Annotated in this window: 15 protein-coding genes and 1 pseudogene; 6 read left to right on the plus strand and 10 right to left on the minus strand. The window is 70.1% G+C overall.

What is annotated here, in order from left to right; genetic code table 11:
• Nucleotides 1-42 precede the first annotated feature (42 nt).
• Together AC5L38_RS20255 and AC5L38_RS20260 are read left to right on the plus strand one after the other, a co-directional pair.
• On the plus strand, nucleotides 43-873 hold the full coding sequence (locus AC5L38_RS20255; RefSeq protein WP_495244361.1) for an SDR family NAD(P)-dependent oxidoreductase: 831 nt from the start codon (nucleotides 43-45) through the stop codon (nucleotides 871-873).
• A 295-nt stretch (nucleotides 874-1,168) separates the two neighbouring features.
• On the plus strand, nucleotides 1,169-1,492 hold the full coding sequence (locus AC5L38_RS20260; RefSeq protein ID WP_495244362.1) for a nuclear transport factor 2 family protein: 324 nt from the start codon (nucleotides 1,169-1,171) through the stop codon (nucleotides 1,490-1,492).
• A gap of 294 nt (nucleotides 1,493-1,786) precedes the next feature.
• Here the strand turns inward: AC5L38_RS20260 and nadE are convergent, their stop codons facing one another.
• Nucleotides 1,787-2,629: an NAD(+) synthase gene (gene nadE, locus AC5L38_RS20265; RefSeq protein ID WP_495244363.1), complete on the minus strand. Its 843-nt coding sequence runs from the start codon at nucleotides 2,627-2,629 to the stop codon at nucleotides 1,787-1,789.
• A gap of 311 nt (nucleotides 2,630-2,940) precedes the next feature.
• Here nadE and AC5L38_RS20270 point away from each other — a divergent pair.
• Both AC5L38_RS20270 and AC5L38_RS20275 read left to right on the plus strand, forming a co-directional pair.
• A pseudogene (locus AC5L38_RS20270) lies at nucleotides 2,941-3,225 on the plus strand (DUF5753 domain-containing protein); the annotation flags it as partial.
• A gap of 34 nt (nucleotides 3,226-3,259) precedes the next feature.
• Nucleotides 3,260-3,412, plus strand: coding sequence for a DUF397 domain-containing protein (locus AC5L38_RS20275; protein ID WP_495244364.1), 153 nt, complete (start codon nucleotides 3,260-3,262; stop codon nucleotides 3,410-3,412).
• A gap of 12 nt (nucleotides 3,413-3,424) precedes the next feature.
• On the opposite strand, the gene AC5L38_RS20280 is transcribed toward AC5L38_RS20275, so the two are convergent.
• On the minus strand, nucleotides 3,425-4,672 hold the full coding sequence (locus AC5L38_RS20280; RefSeq protein ID WP_495244365.1) for a glycosyltransferase 87 family protein: 1,248 nt from the start codon (nucleotides 4,670-4,672) through the stop codon (nucleotides 3,425-3,427).
• 188 nt (nucleotides 4,673-4,860) lie between these two features.
• On the opposite strand from AC5L38_RS20280, the gene AC5L38_RS20285 reads away from it, so the two are divergent.
• Complete coding sequence (locus AC5L38_RS20285) at nucleotides 4,861-5,667, plus strand: neutral zinc metallopeptidase (protein WP_495244366.1); 807 nt, start codon at nucleotides 4,861-4,863, stop codon at nucleotides 5,665-5,667.
• A 68-nt stretch (nucleotides 5,668-5,735) separates the two neighbouring features.
• On the opposite strand, the gene AC5L38_RS20290 is transcribed toward AC5L38_RS20285, so the two are convergent.
• The 4 genes from AC5L38_RS20290 to AC5L38_RS20305 form a co-directional block, all read right to left on the minus strand.
• Entirely contained in the window at nucleotides 5,736-5,891 is a 156-nt protein-coding gene (locus AC5L38_RS20290; RefSeq protein WP_495244367.1) for a hypothetical protein, read from the minus strand.
• Between the two features lie 146 nt (nucleotides 5,892-6,037).
• Nucleotides 6,038-8,341, minus strand: coding sequence for an FdhF/YdeP family oxidoreductase (locus tag AC5L38_RS20295; RefSeq protein WP_495244368.1), 2,304 nt, complete (start codon nucleotides 8,339-8,341; stop codon nucleotides 6,038-6,040).
• A 49-nt stretch (nucleotides 8,342-8,390) separates the two neighbouring features.
• On the minus strand, nucleotides 8,391-9,521 hold the full coding sequence (locus AC5L38_RS20300; RefSeq protein WP_495244369.1) for an aromatic ring-hydroxylating oxygenase subunit alpha: 1,131 nt from the start codon (nucleotides 9,519-9,521) through the stop codon (nucleotides 8,391-8,393).
• A 22-nt stretch (nucleotides 9,522-9,543) separates the two neighbouring features.
• Nucleotides 9,544-9,891 (minus strand): bifunctional 3-phenylpropionate/cinnamic acid dioxygenase ferredoxin subunit, encoded by a 348-nt coding sequence (locus AC5L38_RS20305; protein ID WP_495244370.1) that lies wholly within the window; start codon nucleotides 9,889-9,891, stop codon nucleotides 9,544-9,546.
• A 273-nt stretch (nucleotides 9,892-10,164) separates the two neighbouring features.
• On the opposite strand from AC5L38_RS20305, the gene AC5L38_RS20310 reads away from it, so the two are divergent.
• Complete coding sequence (locus AC5L38_RS20310; RefSeq protein ID WP_495244371.1) at nucleotides 10,165-11,472, plus strand: hypothetical protein; 1,308 nt, start codon at nucleotides 10,165-10,167, stop codon at nucleotides 11,470-11,472.
• Between the two features lie 44 nt (nucleotides 11,473-11,516).
• On the opposite strand, the gene AC5L38_RS20315 is transcribed toward AC5L38_RS20310, so the two are convergent.
• From AC5L38_RS20315 to AC5L38_RS20330, 4 genes are all read right to left on the minus strand, one after another.
• Complete coding sequence (locus tag AC5L38_RS20315; protein WP_495244372.1) at nucleotides 11,517-12,260, minus strand: sulfite exporter TauE/SafE family protein; 744 nt, start codon at nucleotides 12,258-12,260, stop codon at nucleotides 11,517-11,519.
• A gap of 114 nt (nucleotides 12,261-12,374) precedes the next feature.
• Nucleotides 12,375-13,742, minus strand: a complete 1,368-nt coding sequence (locus tag AC5L38_RS20320; protein WP_495244373.1) for a sensor histidine kinase — start codon at nucleotides 13,740-13,742, stop codon at nucleotides 12,375-12,377.
• Entirely contained in the window at nucleotides 13,739-14,428 is a 690-nt protein-coding gene (locus AC5L38_RS20325) for a response regulator transcription factor (protein ID WP_495244374.1), read from the minus strand. The genes AC5L38_RS20320 and AC5L38_RS20325 overlap by 4 nt, the downstream gene beginning before the upstream one ends.
• 141 nt (nucleotides 14,429-14,569) lie before the next feature.
• Nucleotides 14,570-15,910: a cation:proton antiporter gene (locus AC5L38_RS20330; RefSeq protein WP_495244375.1), complete on the minus strand. Its 1,341-nt coding sequence runs from the start codon at nucleotides 15,908-15,910 to the stop codon at nucleotides 14,570-14,572.
• Between the last annotated feature and the right edge of the window lie 7 nt (nucleotides 15,911-15,917).

Consider the following 15,917-nt stretch of genomic DNA (forward strand, 5'->3'; position numbering starts at 1 on the left):
CATATAGCGCTACATTGCGCTCTATAGCGAAAGGAGAAGTCCATGAGGACTTGGTTCGTCACCGGCGGGACGCCCGGAGGGTTCGGCCTGGTCTATGCCGAGGCTGCGCTGAAACAGGGCGATCAGGTGGTGGTGACAGCGCGTCGGCCCTCTGAACTGCAGGAATGGGCTGAACCGTACGGCGATCGTGTGCTGGTTCTCCAGCTCGATGTCACCGATGCCGAGCAGGTGCGTGCGGCGGTCAAGACGGCGGAGGAGCGGTTCGGCGGGATCGACGTGCTCGTCAACAACGCGGGCCGTGGCTGGTTCGGCTCGGTCGAGGGGGCCCCTGACGAGACGATCCGCCGCACGTTCGACCTCAACCTGTTCGCCGTGGTCGAGGTGATACGCGCGGTCCTGCCAGGTATGCGGGCACGCGGCGACGGCTGGATCGTGAACATGTCGTCGGTGGCAGGCCTCGTCGGCGCACAGGGGTTCGGCTACTACTCGGCGGCGAAGTTCGCGCTCGAAGGACTGTCGGAGACACTGCGCCATGAAGTCGAGCCGTTCGGTGTGCGCGTGCTCGTCGTAGAGCCGGGAGCGTTCCGCACCAAGGCTTTCGCCGGCTTCCAGGACGAGCCCGTCAACGAGACCGTCGACGCCTACGTGCCGATGGTCGAGGGCGTCAAGGCGGCGTTCGTGGACCACAACGGCAAGCAGGAGGGTGACCCTGAACGCGGAGTGCAGGCCGTGATCAGCGCGATGAACGCACCCGCTCCGCCGCAACGGATCGTGCTCGGCAACTCTGGCTACGACGTCGTTGTCGCGATGCACGAGAACGCACTCACGGAGCTGCGCGCGAACGAAAAGCTCTCGCGCGGCGCGGACTTCTGAGCCTGTTGCCAGAAGTCGTGTCTGTGACTCGCGGGAGTTGACCTCGCCGCGAACGCGAGGAGCCTCGCCGGGGTGGTTTGAATCACCACACACAACCGACCCGACGAAACCTTCGTCAGTACGCGCCCCACGCATGTATATGCCGACTTGCCCCCTGCTGGGCACCTCGAGCTGGTCACCGCGCCGCACGACCCGTGGCGGGTCGCCGCCCGCGTCGTCATCGTGCCGCTGAGGTGCCGCAGGGACGTGCCAGGACGCGCCCGCGTCCTGGTACCCGAGAAGACCGGAGAGCAAAATGAACGACATCACCCTTCCCAAGGCTGTCGAGAGCTTCATCGCGGCCACCAACGCGCACGACGCGAACGCGCTGGCCGCGGTCTTCGGCGACGGGGCCACCGTGCGCGACGACGGGACGACCTACGCCGGCGAGGCCGAGATCCGCGAGTGGATCCAGGGGCACCTGATCAACCCCAAGATCGTGATCACGCCGACCTCGTTCGCGGGCGACCGTCTGGTGGCCTCCGGGGACGGTGACTTCCCTGGCGGGCCTCTGTCCTTCGCGTTCGTGTTCGGCATCAAGGACGACCAGGTCACCGACCTCGCGATCGACCCCGTCTGACTCATCACCGGCCGGGGCGGCCTGAGGGCTGCCCCGGCCATGAACAGGGGACCAGCCACGGGCCCCATGGACGGACTGATCACCCCGACAGTGGTGACGCAACCAGGGCATGTATTGAGTCGTGATCAATGTGTGGTCCGGGTGAGGTCCTTGATCCAGATCATTCCGGCCAGTTCGTTTGATGAACTCCCACTCCGCATCCGTCAGCGGCACTCGCGTCACACAGCAAGACCTACCGGCCCAAACCTCGACACGAAGGCGAATCCCACAGGCTGATCACGACTCGATACGACCCTAGGTCGTGGCCCGCCACCAGTCGTCGAGCGGGCTGACCGGGACGGCCCGCTTGTGCCGGGTCGCGAGATAGAGCGACTCCACCTTCGCCGCCACCTCCGGCGCGACGTCCGCGCCTTCCAGGTAGTCGTCGATCTCGGTGTACGTCAGGCCGAGCGCCACCTCGTCGGGCAGCGCGGGCCGGTCGTCCTCGAGGTCGGCGGTCGGCACCTTCTCCCAGGTGCTCGGCGGCGCGCCCAGCTCCTGCAGCAGGGCGGCCCCCTGGCGCTTGGTCAGCCCGGTCAGCGGGGTGACGTCGACACCGCCGTCGCCGTACTTGGTGAAGAAGCCGGTCACCGCCTCGGCCGCGTGGTCGGTGCCCACGACGAGCATGCCCAGCTGCCCGGCGATCGCGAACTGGATCACCATGCGTTCGCGGGCCTTGATGTTGCCGCGCACGAAGTCGCGCAGCTCGTCCCCCGACAGTTCCCGTACGCCGAGAGCCGCCTCGGCGGCGACGGCGTCCGCGCCCGGCTTGACGTTCACCGCGATCGACCGGTCGGGCCGGATGAAGCCCAGCGAGATCTGCGCGTCGTGCTCGTCGGCCTGCACGCCGTAGGGCAGCCGCATCGCGACGAAGGTGGCCTCGTGTCCCTCGGCACGCAGCTCCTCGGCGGCGAGCTGGCACAGCCTGCCGGTCAGCGTGCTGTCCTGGCCTCCGCTGATCCCGAGCACGTATCCCCTGGCGGGGGTCGAGCGCAGGTAGTCCTTGAGGAAGTCGACCCGTCGCCGGATCTCGACCTTGGGGACGACGGTCGCCTTGACGCCGAGCTCGGTGAGGATCTGTTCCCGTAGGTTCGCCACGCACGTACTGTACTGGCCGGAGTCGGGCCACCGGAAAACCTACGGCCAGGCCGCCAGCTGGAACCAGACGGACTTGCCGTAGGGATGGAGGGTCCAGCCCCAGTTTCAGCGAGTCCCTGATCAGCGGGGTGGAGACGGGGCAACTCCCGGCGAGTCCGGAGTTCGCCGGGATCTGCGACGAAACCCTTGAGACCGGCGGCGCCCTCCGTCGGCTCCTCGACTGGAGGAAGGGGCGGTCCTTCCCTCCCTGGTTCGGAAAGTGGCACGAAAAGGAGCAGGCCGCAGTCACTCTCCGGACCTATCAACCTCTGGTGATCCCCGGGCTGCTTCAGACCGAGGCATACGCCCACGTAGTGCTACGTGGAGACGAGGCGGCGGTGGAGGCTCGCCTGCACCGCCAGGCCATCCTCGTCCGCGAGGACCCTCCACCCCCGATCTACCGATGTGTGGTCGACGAGGGAGTTCTCCATCGCCCGATCGGTGGCCACAAGATAATGAAGGAGCAGTTAGAGCACCTGATTTCGGCGGTCAATCCACGGCTGAGTGTTCAAGTGATACCTCACGGGATGCATTCTGGCCTGATGGGCGGGTTCGTAATCGCGACGCTGGACGGAGGAGGCGACGTACTGTATGCGGAGACGGCCGTTCGAGGTCGTGAAGCTCACGGACACCGACTACCACCCCGGCCTGGTCGCCGTACGCGACTCCAAGGACCCCGACGGCCCCAAACTCCTCTTCACCCCCGCCGAGTGGGGCGCCTTCCTCGACAGTGTGAAAGCCTAGGAAAAACGCACCTCAGGTGGTTTCGCTACGACCGACTGCCGGTTCATGCCGAGGGTGGGCCATGTGATCCTGACCGTTGAGGATTTCCGGTCGTCGCCCGGCCCGCGCCTTCCTTCGCCGCCGGTCGCTCCGGCCGGAACGAACCGCGAGCGCCAGCAATGTCGCCAGCCCGCTGAGCACGTAGCTGCCCATCAGCACCATCAACCACGTTCCGGCGTGGGACGGATAGACGAGAAGTATTGCCAGGGTGACGTATCCGGGCAGCAGGAAGACGAACCACAGGAGCCCCACGCCCGCCTTCTCGATCGTGGAGTTCACGCGCTGAGCGCGCTGTGCCCAGAGCACCAGGAGCGGTACGCACCAGACCCAGTGGTGCGGCCAGGACACGGGTGAGACAAGCAGCCCCACGACGGCGCAGGCGGTGATCCCGGCGAGCTCGCCCGCCCTCCTCGCGGTCCGCGCGGCGACCAGGAGCCCGCCTGTGCCGACCACCGCGCACAGGGCGAGCCAAAGGGGCACGACGGGCCAGGAGCCGGACACGAGCATGAGCACGCCGCGAAGCGATTGATTGAAGACATCCACGCCCTGTTCCGCGGTCACCCGTTGCGTGTCGAAGAACGCGCCACCCCAGTAATGAAGCGAGTCGGCCGGCAGCAGCACGAATCCGAGGATCACCGTGCCGAGAAAACCGAGGCAGGCCATCAGGGCGGCCCGGAAACGGCGCGTGACGAGGAGATAGGGGATGAATATCAGCGGGGTGAGTTTGATTCCGGCGGCGATGCCCGTCCCTATGCCGTGCCACTTCTCCTTGCCGTGTGTCAGGTCCACCACTATCGCCAGCAGCAGGATGATACCTATTTGACCGTTCCACAGCGTCAGCGTCACCGGATACAGGGGAAGCATCGCGGCGACGACCAACAAGGTGCGGGTCGCCCGGCGGCCACAGCGCCTCACCGCGGCACGGCCGACGAGGATCCACACCACCACCTCGAGGGCGAGTATGGAGATCAGCACCCAGAGGGCGACGGCGACCTCCATTCCGACCAGGGCGAGGGGCGCGAACAGCACCGCCGCGAACGGCGAGTAGGTGAACCTCAGCTCCCTTCCACCCACGATCAGGTCGTAGACAGGGGCGCTCCGCAGCACCGCCGCCCCGCCTTCCCGGTAGACCTCCAGATCGATCCAGCCCCTCGCGTAGGTCGCGTTGAAGACGAAGGCCGCCAGCGCGCCGCCCAAGGCGATCAGAACTCCGCATGCCATCTGGAGAGAGCCGCCGTCTCTCCTGCCCGGACGAATTCGCGGACCGGCTGACACCGAAGCAGGCATGGCAACTCCCGACTTAGCTGCGGTGCACGCTAGTCACGCCGGCTTGTCGAAAGCTTGTCGCACCCCGCCACCCCAGCTGCTACCCCTTAGAGTCCTTTGTCCCTTCTGTACAGTTCTGCTTCATGCGCACCCCCCATATCGCCCTGCTGGCCGGGATGCTGGTCGGCCTGATGTTCACCGGCACCGCCCACGCAGGCGCCACCACCGGCCTCGGGGCCGGCGCGCCGGTGCCCACCGGCACCAAAGCGTTGACCCATAATCCGCTGTACCGCAGCGGCAAGCTGACCCTGCCCTGCAACCGGCACCCCGAAGGTTCCGGCAGCGTCACCGCCGCGAAGAAGCATCTGACGGCGGTGTTCGGCTGTTTGAACGCCTCGTGGTCCAAGCAGTTGAAGAAGACGGGCCTGGCGTTCAGGAAGCCGGCGATCCAGTTCATGACCAAGCCCGGCCGCGCGTGCGGGTCGGCGTGGGGCAGGTACCACACCGGCCGTTACTGCACCAAGGAACAGCGAATGGTCATCAAGATCAGCGACTATGCCATCGCAGCGCCGGCCGATCCGGTGATGCTGCATCTGATGGCGCACGAGTACGCCCACCACGTGCAGAACCTCACCGGCATATCGGCGGCCTACCACGAAATGCCTGCTCCTACCAGGACGCACGCGCTGGCCCAAAGCCGTCGCCTGGAGTTGCAGGCCGACTGCCTGGGAGCGGTGTTCATGGCAAGCGTCTGGGCCTCGCAGGACTACCGGGACGAGAACTGGAAGGAGCTCGTGGAGCACTACCGGCTCAGTGGCGATGAGAGGGTCAACAAGGAGCGCAGTCACGGCACGGGCAAGAACCGGGCCGCCTGGCTGCAGCGGGGTTTCAGCGGCGCGTCCCCTGCCGCGTGCAACACCTGGAGCGCACCGGCGTCCCGCGTGGCTTGACGGACACCCTCCACGACCTCCGTCACCCCGGCACAGGAGCGCCCGTGCCGGGGTGGCGCGGAACTCGTCTACACCGGATAGCCCCACGACTGGTTCGGGCCGCCGACGCAGTCCCACACCTGGAGCCGGCGGCCGTTGACGCTGTCGCCGTACGGCAGGGCAGTTGGTAGATGTCCGGGCACTCGAACGCCCAGCCGGCCCGGTACTCCCCGCGATAGGTCCACGCGAGCAGGTTCGCCGAGCTGAGGAACTTCAGGGTGCTGCCGCGCCCGGCGAACACGTCGCGGACGCCGCGGGCGAGATGCCGGGCTCGTGAGCGAGACGCCGGACCCGCGGCCGACGGGGTCGGCGTCGGCCGCGGGTCCGCGTCTCAGGAGCCGTCCGTGACGCGCTTGACCAGCCTGACCACCACGCTCTTGGAAGTGGGGGTGTTGGAGGTCTCCGCGACCGAGTCGAGCGGCACCAGCACGTTGGTCTCGGGGAAGTACGCGGCACAGCAGCCCCGGGCGGTGGGGTAGGCGACCGCGCGGAAGGACTCCGCCCTGCGCTCGCCGTCGGGCCACTCGCTGACCAGGTCCACCATGTCGCCGTCGGCCAGGCCCCGTTCGGCCAGGTCGTCGGCGTGCACGAAGACCACCCGGCGGCCGTTGCGGATGCCCCGGTAGCGGTCGTCCATGCCGTAGATCGTGGTGTTGTACTGGTCGTGGCTGCGGACCGTCTGCAGCAGCAGCCGCCCCGGCGGGACCCGCAGCACCTCCAGGTGGTTGACGGTGAAGTTGGCCCTGCCCGTCGCGGTCGGGAAGCGGCGCTCGTCTCGGGGGGCGTTGGGCAGCGTGAAACCGCCCGAGAGGCGGGCGCGCACGTTGAAGTCCTCGAACCCGGGGACCACCCGGGAGATGCGGTGGCGGATCACGTCGTAGTCGGCGAACTGCTCCCAGGGCACGTGCGGGTCGTCGCCGAACAGCTCCGTCGCCAGGCGGCGGACGATGTCGACCTCGGAGAGCAGGTCGCCGGAGGCGGGCGGCAGGTTGCCCCGCGAGGCGTGGACCATGCCCATGGAGTCCTCGACCGTGACGAAGCGGCCCGCGCGGCCGCCGGGCGCGACGTCGCGTTCGGTGCGTCCCAGCGTGGGGAGGATGAGCGCCTCCCGCCCGCACACGGCGTGGGAGCGGTTGAGCTTGGTCGAGACCTGCACCGTGAGCCGGGCCCGGCGCATCGCCTTCTCGGTCACCGCCGTGTCGGGGGTGGCGGCCACGAAGTTGCCGCCCATCGCGACGAAGACCTTCGCCCGCTCCGACCGCAGGGCGCGGATCGCCTCCACGGTGTCGAAGCCGTGGTCACGGGGCGGCTCGAAGCCGAACTCCTCGCGCAGCGCGTCGAGGAACCAGGCCGGCGGCCTCTCGTAGATGCCCATGGTGCGGTCGCCCTGGACGTTGGAGTGGCCCCGGACCGGGCACACCCCCGCCCCCGGGCGGCCCACGTTGCCGCGCAGCAGCAGGAAGTTGACGATCTCCCTGATGGTGGCGACGGAGTTCTTGTGCTGGGTGAGCCCCATCGCCCAGCAGACGATGACCGACTTCGCGCCGAGCACCTCCCGTACGGCGTCCTCGACGGCCGGGCGGTCCAGCCCGGTCGCCTCCTCCACCTCCGCCCAGTCCAGGGAGCGCAGGTCCTCGGCCCACTTGTCGAAGCCGTGGGTGTGGGTCTCGACGAAGGCGCGGTCGACCACGGTACCGGGGGCGGCGTCCTCGGCTTCGAGCAGGAGCAGCGACATGGCCTGGAAGAGCGCGAGGTCGCCGTTGAGGCGGATCTGCAGGAAGCGGTCGGCCAGCGTGCTGCCCCTGCCCACCAGCCCGGAGGCCTTCTGCGGGTTCTTGAAGCGGAGCAGCCCGGCCTCGGGCAGCGGGTTGACCGCGACGATCCGGGCGCCGCCGCGCTTGGCCCGCTCCAGCGCCGACAGCATGCGCGGGTGGTTGGTGCCGGGGTTCTGGCCGACCACGAAGATGAGGTCGGCCTGGTAGAGGTCCTCCAGCGAGACCGTGCCCTTGCCGATGCCGAGCGTCTCGTTGAGCGCCGAGCCACTGGACTCATGGCACATGTTGGAGCAGTCGGGCAGGTTGTTGGTGCCGAACCTGCGCACCAGCAGCTGGTAGGCGAACGCGGCCTCGTTGGAGGTGCGGCCGGAGGTGTAGAACAGCGCCTCTTCGGGGCTGTCGAGGGCGCGCAGCTCGCGAGCGATGATCGCGAACGCGTCGTCCCAGGTCACCGGCACGTAGTGGTCGGAGCCCTCGGGCCGGTGCATCGGCTCGGTGAGCCGTCCCTGCTGGCCGAGCCAGTAGTCGGTGTGGCGGGCCAGGTCGTCCACGGTGTGCCCGGCGAAGAAGTCACGGGTGACCCGGCGGACGGTGGCCTCCTCGGCCACCGCCTTGGCGCCGTTCTCGCAGAACTCGGCCGGGCTGCGGTGCCCGCCCTCGGGCCAGGCGCAGCCGGGGCAGTCGAAGCCCTCCTTCTGGTTGACCACGGCCAGGGTGCGCAGGGTGCGGCCGACGCCCATCTGGGCGTTCGCGGCTCTCAGCGACCGGGTGACCCCCGGGATGCCCGCGGCCCACTCCTTGGGCGGACCGACCTCCAGGCCGTCCTCGTTGACGTCGTCGCGCGGAGCCTTCCTGGCCATCCTCGCGTCTCCTTCCGGCCGATCACCCTTGAGCGCACACTACAGGCGCTCAGCTCGGGCCGGTTCCCAGCCTGCCGAGCACCCAGTCGTGGAAGGCCCCGATGTGGTGCTCGCTGGGCACCAGGACCCCACCTTGAGCGTACGCCCGTGAGTTCATCGCGGGCTGGCAGCGCTCACAGGCCTCGAAATCCTGCACGTTGACGCGGTGGAAGAGCTCGACGGACGGGCCGAGGTCCCTGCCCGAGTCCACGACGTCGCCGAGGAAGAGCCAGTCGCACTCCACGATCGTCCGGTCGGCCGCCAGCGGGAACATCCGGTGCAGGATCACGTGGTCGGGCACCAGGTTGACGAAGACCTGCGGCTTGATGGTGATCGCGTAGTAGCGGCGGTCCTGGTCCTCGCCGACCCCCGGGATGCGGTCCACCCCCTCGGAGCCGTCGACGGTGAACCCCCGGATCTCCTCGCCGAACTCGGCGCCGTGCCCGACGAAGGACTGCGCCGCGTACCCGTCGGCGAACTCCGGCAGCACCTCGGTGAGCTCGGGGTGGATGGTGGCGCAGTGGTAGCACTCCATGAAGTTCTCGACGATGAGCTTCCAGTTGGCCTTCACGTCGTAGACGATCCTGCGGCCCACCCGGAGGCCGGCGATGTCGTAGTTCTCGATGGACCGCTCGTCGCCCAGCCTGTGCGTCGCCTCGGCGATCACGTCCGCCTCGAACGACGGCGGCTCGTCGGCCAGGCACACCCACACGTACCCGATCCACTCGCGCACGTGGACGTTGATCAGCCCGTACTCCACCCGGTCGATGTCGGGCATCTTGGTGAGGTTCGGGGCGGCGATCAGCTTGCCCTCGAGGTCGTAGGTCCACGCGTGGTACGGGCACTGGAAGGACCGCTTGACCTCCCCGGACTCCTCGGTCCGTATCCGGGCGCCCCGGTGGCGGCACACGTTGAGGAAGGCCCGGATCGAGTCGTCCCTGGCCCGGGTGACGAGGACGCTCTCGCGGCCCACCTGGACGGTCCTGAAGGCCCCCGGCTTGTCAAGATCGGACGCGCGGGCGACGCAGAACCACATCGTCTCGAAGACGCGTGCCTCCTCCAGGGCGAAGATGTTCTCGTCGGTGTAGTAGCCGCCGGGCAGGGTGGCGATCACGCTGGGGGGCAGGCTTCTCGCGGTCACGATCGCTCCTCTTCACGCGGTCCTACGCGGTGCCCGCGCGGACGCCGGGCGGCAGGTTCGGGGGCTCCTCGGAGGGGATGACGTAGACGGTGCCGTCCTCGACCACCACCCGGTGGGTGCGCAGCGGCAGCTTGGCGGGAGGAGAGCTCGGCCGCCCCGTCCGCAGGTCGAAACTCGACGAGTGCAGCGGGCACTCGATCTCGCAGCCCTCCAGCCACCCGTCGGAGAGGGAGGCGTCCTGGTGGGTGCAGGTGTCGTCGACGGCGTAGATCTCGCCGTCCTCGGTGTGGAAGACGGCGATGGGCGGGTCGGCGTCGAGCCGGTGGGCCTCGCCCGGCGGCAGGGCCGCGAGAGGACAGGCAGGGATCATCGCAACAAACCCCAGTTTCGTAAGACGGAACGGGCGGCGCTATACGCAACAGCGTGACCTCAGGAAATCCCGATGTCAAGGGTCGGGCACCATGGCCTGTCCATGGCCTGTCCATGGCCCGTCCCATGCTCACACGGGGTTCCCCGGGCACGGCAGGGAAGCCCCGCGATTCCAAGGGAGTGCGCGCGAGAGCACCTCGGCCGTGGTGATCCCGCCACCGCCGGACGCACCGTCCAGCCCCGCCGGGGAGAGTCGTACGGCACCATGTCCCTTGTGGATCTTTCCGGGCGGCATGGCCTGCGCGTCGCGGCCGCGGCCGTCACCCTGCTGTTCGTCCTCGGCGGCTTCGACCAGTTGAGAATGCCCGCGCTGCCGACGCCCGCGAACGCGGCGATCTCCGTGGAGGAGATCGCCGAGCGGCTGCGGGGCCGCCTGGACGACGACGTCTTCGAAAGCCCGATGGCGGACATCACCTTCGCCCCCATGGCCACGAACCTGGACACCCCCCTCCTGCACTGGTGCTGGCCGGAGCGGGAGCGGGGCGTCGAGGCACGGCTGCCCCCTGAGGGCGTGCCCGCCTACACCGCCTGGTTGCACGCTCCGGAGGTGCCCGAGCCATTGGAGGTGCGGTTCTGGATCACCTCGCCCGATCAGGCGAGCCGCCTGATCTCGGCGACCCGGCGTGGCGCCGAGAAGTGTGACCGTCGCCACTACGCGATCAGCGGCGTGGGCGACTTCGACCGCGGGGGATGGCGCGGGCTGCGGGCCCTGGTCACCACGGAGTACTTCACCGAGGACGGAGACTCGGGCGCCGGCGCGACGATCGTGGCCACCCGTGGCGCGCTGCTGGCCGAGGTCTCGTGGGCCTGGCCGTTCGAGGCGGGCGGCGAACCAGGCTCGCAACCGCTGCACGTGGGCACCGCCGTGGCGGCGTCCGTGCTGGCCGCCGTGGGAGGCGCCTCCACCACCCTCGCCGTGCCCGCACCGACCGGCGCTGGCTCGCGGGCGGCCTCGGCCGCGATGGCCGCGGCCCTGCCCCCGCCCTCCGCCTACGGCAAGGACATGAAGCCGTGGCCCGACCCTATTGGTCTCACTCATGACCTGATCTGCTCGTCGCATTCCGACAACAACGTGTACGGCGGCGCTCCGGCCGTCACGCGCCGCCTGATCGGTGAGGTCTCCGTCCGCGAAGACGTACTGTTCCTGGACGACGAGCGGAGCGCCGAAGAGGCACGCGTCCGACCGCTCGTCTGGGGAGGGACAGGCTATTCAGCGGAGAACGACAAGAAGCCGTGCGACTCCGAGGACCCGAGGTCCTACAGCGTCGGCCCCCGCCTCGCCCCCTTCACCAGGGGGCCCTGGACGGGCGAGATCGAGACCCTCGCCGTACGGCATCCTGACCCGCCGCCCCGGCCCACCCATCGCGACTCCGTGGCGCACGTCGCCGTGGCGGTGCGCCACGGTTCCACCATGGTCTATCTCCGCTGGCAGGGACCGGCCGGGACCGACCCGGCCGCCGCCCTGCGCACCGGCCGCGCCGCCCTCACCCGTACGCTCGACCGCCTGCCCGCGAGCGGCTGAAGGCGGTCGAGAGGGCCCGCACCGCGTGAGCCCCCGCGGGCGGCTCAGGCGTAGGCGTCGAAGCCGAGTTTGATCGCGACGAGCAGGCCGCAGGCGGCGGCGCCGAAGCGGAGGGCCCGGCCGGACAGGCGGCGGGCGATCGGCGGGCCGAGCAGGCCGCCCAGGAAGAATCCCAGCGCGAGCGGCGCCACCGCCGACCACTGCACCGGGCCGAAGAGGGCGAAGGCGACCGTGGACGCCGCGTTCGCCAGCGAGGACACGACGGACTTGATCGCGTTGACCCTGACCGGCGCCTGGTCGAGCACGGCCGAGAGCACCGCGAACATGAGGATCCCGCCCGCGGCCCCGAAGTAGCCGATGTAGACGGCGACGCCGAACAGCGCGGCGCGCGCCGTCCACCCGTCCTCGCCGCCGAACCCTCCCTCGGCCCTGGGCGGGCGGAGCAGCAGCAGCGCGGCGATCGCGATCAGCCACGGCGCTATCGCCTCGAACGTGTCGGAAGGGGTCATCAGCAGCAGCGCCGACCCCGCCGCCCCGCCGATCAGCGTCGTCACGCCGAGCCGCAGGACCCTGCCGCCCTGCCCGGTGAGCTCGGGCCGCGAACCGATCGCCGCGCCCACCCCGTGGAAGGTCAGCGCCACCGTGTTCGTGACGTTCGCGGCCAGCGGCGGCAGGCCGAAGGCGAGCAGCGCCGGGTAGGAGACGATCGACGCCAGGCTCACCACCGTGCCGACGACCCCGGCCAGCGTCCCGGCCCCGAGCAGTCCCAGCACTTGAGCGACGTCCACGGGGTCATAGCCAACCACACGCCCCCGCACGACGCGCCCCGCCCCCCGCCCCCCGGCCCTTCGGCCCTTCGGCCTGGCGGAGTGCCGGACGTCGGCCGGCGCACCCGTACGGGGTCACGGCCCCGGCCCGGGACCGGAGCGGACCCCATCCGGGGGGCCGGGCACACCCCGGTCCTCCGGGTAGGGGCCGCCACGCGGGTCCCACGACTGCGCGGCCGGGTGGTTCGCGGGCTCCGGGAGGTACGGGGGGCGCGCCGCCCCGGCGGGATCCGCGGGGAGCCGGACGGTGAACACCGCCCCGGCTCCCGGGCGCCCGTCCGCGGTGACGGTCCCTCCGTGGCCGTCCACCACCTCGCGGACGAGGGCGAGACCGAGGCCCAGGCTCGGGCCCCCGTTGTGGGACCCGCCGACGAACCGGGTGAAGAGACGTTCGGCGTCGCGGGGGTCGAGGCCCACGCCGTCGTCGCGGACGTCGAGCCGTACCGTCCCCGGGTCGCCGGAGAGGACGACCCGGATGTGGCCGCCCGGACCGGTGTGGGCGAGCGCGTTGTCGAGGAGCGCGGAGATCACCCTGCGCAGCGCGGACTGCGCCCCGCGCACGACGTGGCCGCCCGGCCCCTGGCGCCGTACCTCGATCGTCACGCCGAGCGCCTCGGCCCGGTCCGCCTCGGCCAGGGCGAGCTCCTCGGCCAGCGCGGCGAGGTCGACCGGGCCGAACGGCCGGCGCAGCTGACCGAACTGGGCCGACAGCAGCAGGTCCTCGACCACGTCCCCCAGCTGCCGGGTGCCGTTCACCAGCCGGTCGACCTCGTCCGCGACGAGAAGCGGGTCGGTCCCCCGCCGCACGCCCCGGGCGACGAGCTGGGCGCGGATGTGCAGGCGGGTCAGCGGGGTGCGCAGCTCGTGGCTGACGTCCGCGGCGAACCGGCGCTGGCGCACCAGGGCCTCGCCCAGCGGCGCGATCGCCCCCCGGGCGACGATCCGGCCGATCATCAGCGCGGCCATCAGGCCGGTGACCTCCGCGATGGCGAGCGTGCGCAGCAGCCGGTTCCGCTCCGCGGCCTGGTGGCGCATGTCCATCGCCGCCTGGACCACCACGCCGCCCCGCCACTGGGTGCGTACGAGATAGGACTGCCCGGCGATCTCGACCACGCCGACCCGGGGCTCGCGTCCGGCAGCGGTCTGGTGCAGCGCGGCGCGCACCGGCAGCACCGCCGGCGCGCCGGGAGAGCCCGTCACGGTGCCGTCCCGCAGTTCGAACAGCCAGACGCAGGGCGGGGGCCGCGAGAGGAGCGCGCGCTGGGCCGCGACGGCCAGGTCGCGCCGCGCGGAGACGTCCTGGTCGCTGAGGATGACGCAGTACACCATCACCCCGACGAGCCCGAGCATCACGGAGATCGCGCCCGCCACCTGCGCGGTGATCCGGCGGCGGGCCCGGAGCAGCAGGTGACGCTCCTGCTCGTGGGAAGGGGGCCTCCTCACAGCCCGCCCAGGCGGTATCCCACGCCCCGCACGGTGCGCACGACGTCCGCCCCCAGCTTGTTGCGCAGGTAGTAGACGTAGGTGTCCACGATCGACTCCGTCCGGGCGCCGTCGAAGACGCGCTGGCGCAGCGAGGCGCGCGTGTGCACCTGCCGCGGGCGGGTCGCCAGCGCGCGCAGCAGCCGGCCCTCCTGCCCCGAGAGCGTCACCTGCTCGCCGGTCGGCAGCCCCACGACGTTGGAATCGGAGTCCAGCCAGCCCGCGCCGAGCGGCAGCAGCCTGGCGTGGTCGAGGTTCCTGCGGAGCAGTGCCCGCACCCTGGCCAGCAGCTCGTCGATCTCGAACGGCTTGACCAGGTAGTCCTCGGCGCCCGCGTCGAGCCCGGCGACCCGGTCGGCGACCGTGCCGAAGGCGGTCAGCATGAGCACCGGCACGGTGACGGCCCGGCGGCGCAGCCGTGTCAGCAGCTCGATGCCGTCGACCGCCGGGAGGCCCCGGTCGACGATCATCGCGTCGTACGGGCGGCTCAGGCCCAGGTGCAGGCCGCGCTGCCCCTCCAGGGCCAGGTCGACCGTGTATCCCTGCTCGGTGAACAACCCGAACAGCATGTGCCCGAGCTCGCGGTCGTCCTCGACGAGGAGCAGCCGTCGAGCGGGCGGGCCGGATGTCCCCGATGTCACAGCCACAAAACAACCGTGGCATTCCTCCCGCCGAATTACCAGAGTTACCAGAATAATTGAAAGTTACACGGCAATGCTCGCAGCGTATTCGATCGACCACAAAGCGGTATTCGCACTGCGTTCAGGGCTTTCGACGTATTCGAGCGGTCACGAGGAATGGGATTTCTCGGCCTTTTCCTCCAGAGAACGTGTGTCCGGGCCGGTGGGCCCGGATTCGTGGGCGCGTTCGTAACGCTCCGGCAGCGCCAGTTTGTACAGCGGCAGGGCTCCCGCGGTGGTGATGATGGCCACGAGCACGAGGATGGCGAAGAGCTCCTGCGTGATCATGCCCTGCGCCAGGCCGATGTTGATGAAGATGAGGATCATCAGCCCTCGGGCGTTCATGAGCGCCCCCACCGCGTAGGACTCGCGCCAGCCGAATCCCAGGGCCCGCATCGACAGCGAGCAGCCGAAGTACTTCCCGCAGAAACCCGCGGTCAGGATCGCGGCGAACGCCAGGAGCATGGGACCGCCGGCGATGCCGTCGAGGTGGGTGTTCAGGCCGGAGAAGGTGAAGAAGACCGGCAGCAGCAGCGTCGAGACGACGTCCATCATGCGGCCGTGCAACGCCTTGCGGAACGCCGGGTCGCGGGGCATCGCCAGCCCGGCGAGGAAGCCGCCGAAGACCGCGTAGACCCCGATCCAGTCGGTGAGCCAGCCCGCCGTGAGGGGGACGAGGACGACGACGTACATGGCGCCGGGGCCGATCCGGCCGGTCCGCGCGACGCCCTCGCCCAGGGGCCGCAGCAGCGGCGCGACCACCTTCAGCATCACCACCGCGAACAGCGCCGTCAGGGCGATGGTGCGCACCGCGTCGCCGGGACCGGCGTCGAGGTGCATCGCCGACAGCACGGCGAGGATGCACCAGGCGAGGGCGTCGTCGATGGCGGCCGCCACCAGGGTCAGCTTCCCGAGGGGGGAGTTCTCCAGCCCCCGCTCGTACAGGATCCTGGCCAGCATGGGGAAGGCGGTCAGCGACAGCGCTCCCCCGACGAACAGGGCGAACTCCCACCGGCTGACGTCGGGACGGGAGAGCATGTCCCACAGGAGCAGACCGACGCAGGAGCCGAGGATCAGGGAGGGGACGATGCCGGAGAACGCCAGCGTCGCCGCCCGGCGGCCCTCTCCGGGCGGCGACGCGCCGTGGTCCAGCCCGGCGCCGACCAGGAACATGTACAGCGTCAGCCCGATGGTGCTCAGCACGTACAGGACCGGCCTGACCTCGGCGGGGAACACGGCCGCCTGGGCCTCGGGGAACAGCTGGCCGAACAGCGTCGGCCCGAGGAGGACGCCGGCGACCATCTCGCCGAGGACGCGCGGTTGCATCATCATGAGCGCCAGCCGGCCGCAGATCGCCGCGGCCAGCAGGATGACGACCAGGGCGGGCAGGACCTTGAGGATCAGTTCGAGGTTCGGGTCACCGGCGGTGACCTGTGCCAGGGTGGGCATAACCGTT

It is taken from the genome of Streptosporangium nanhuense (genome assembly GCF_059358815.1).

What these genes read in the sequence shown, in the direction of transcription:
- AC5L38_RS20255 (WP_495244361.1), top strand. Translation starts at nt 43, where the DNA reads ATGAGGACTTGGTTCGTCACCGGCGGGACGCCCGGAGGGTTCGGCCTG.
- AC5L38_RS20260 (WP_495244362.1), top strand. Translation starts at nt 1,169, where the DNA reads ATGAACGACATCACCCTTCCCAAGGCTGTCGAGAGCTTCATCGCGGCC.
- AC5L38_RS20275 (WP_495244364.1), top strand. Translation starts at nt 3,260, where the DNA reads ATGCGGAGACGGCCGTTCGAGGTCGTGAAGCTCACGGACACCGACTAC.
- AC5L38_RS20280 (WP_495244365.1), bottom strand. Translation starts at nt 4,672, where the DNA reads ATGGCATGCGGAGTTCTGATCGCCTTGGGCGGCGCGCTGGCGGCCTTC.
- AC5L38_RS20285 (WP_495244366.1), top strand. Translation starts at nt 4,861, where the DNA reads ATGCGCACCCCCCATATCGCCCTGCTGGCCGGGATGCTGGTCGGCCTG.
- AC5L38_RS20295 (WP_495244368.1), bottom strand. Translation starts at nt 8,341, where the DNA reads ATGGCCAGGAAGGCTCCGCGCGACGACGTCAACGAGGACGGCCTGGAG.
- AC5L38_RS20305 (WP_495244370.1), bottom strand. Translation starts at nt 9,891, where the DNA reads ATGATCCCTGCCTGTCCTCTCGCGGCCCTGCCGCCGGGCGAGGCCCAC.
- AC5L38_RS20330 (WP_495244375.1), bottom strand. Translation starts at nt 15,910, where the DNA reads ATGCCCACCCTGGCACAGGTCACCGCCGGTGACCCGAACCTCGAACTG.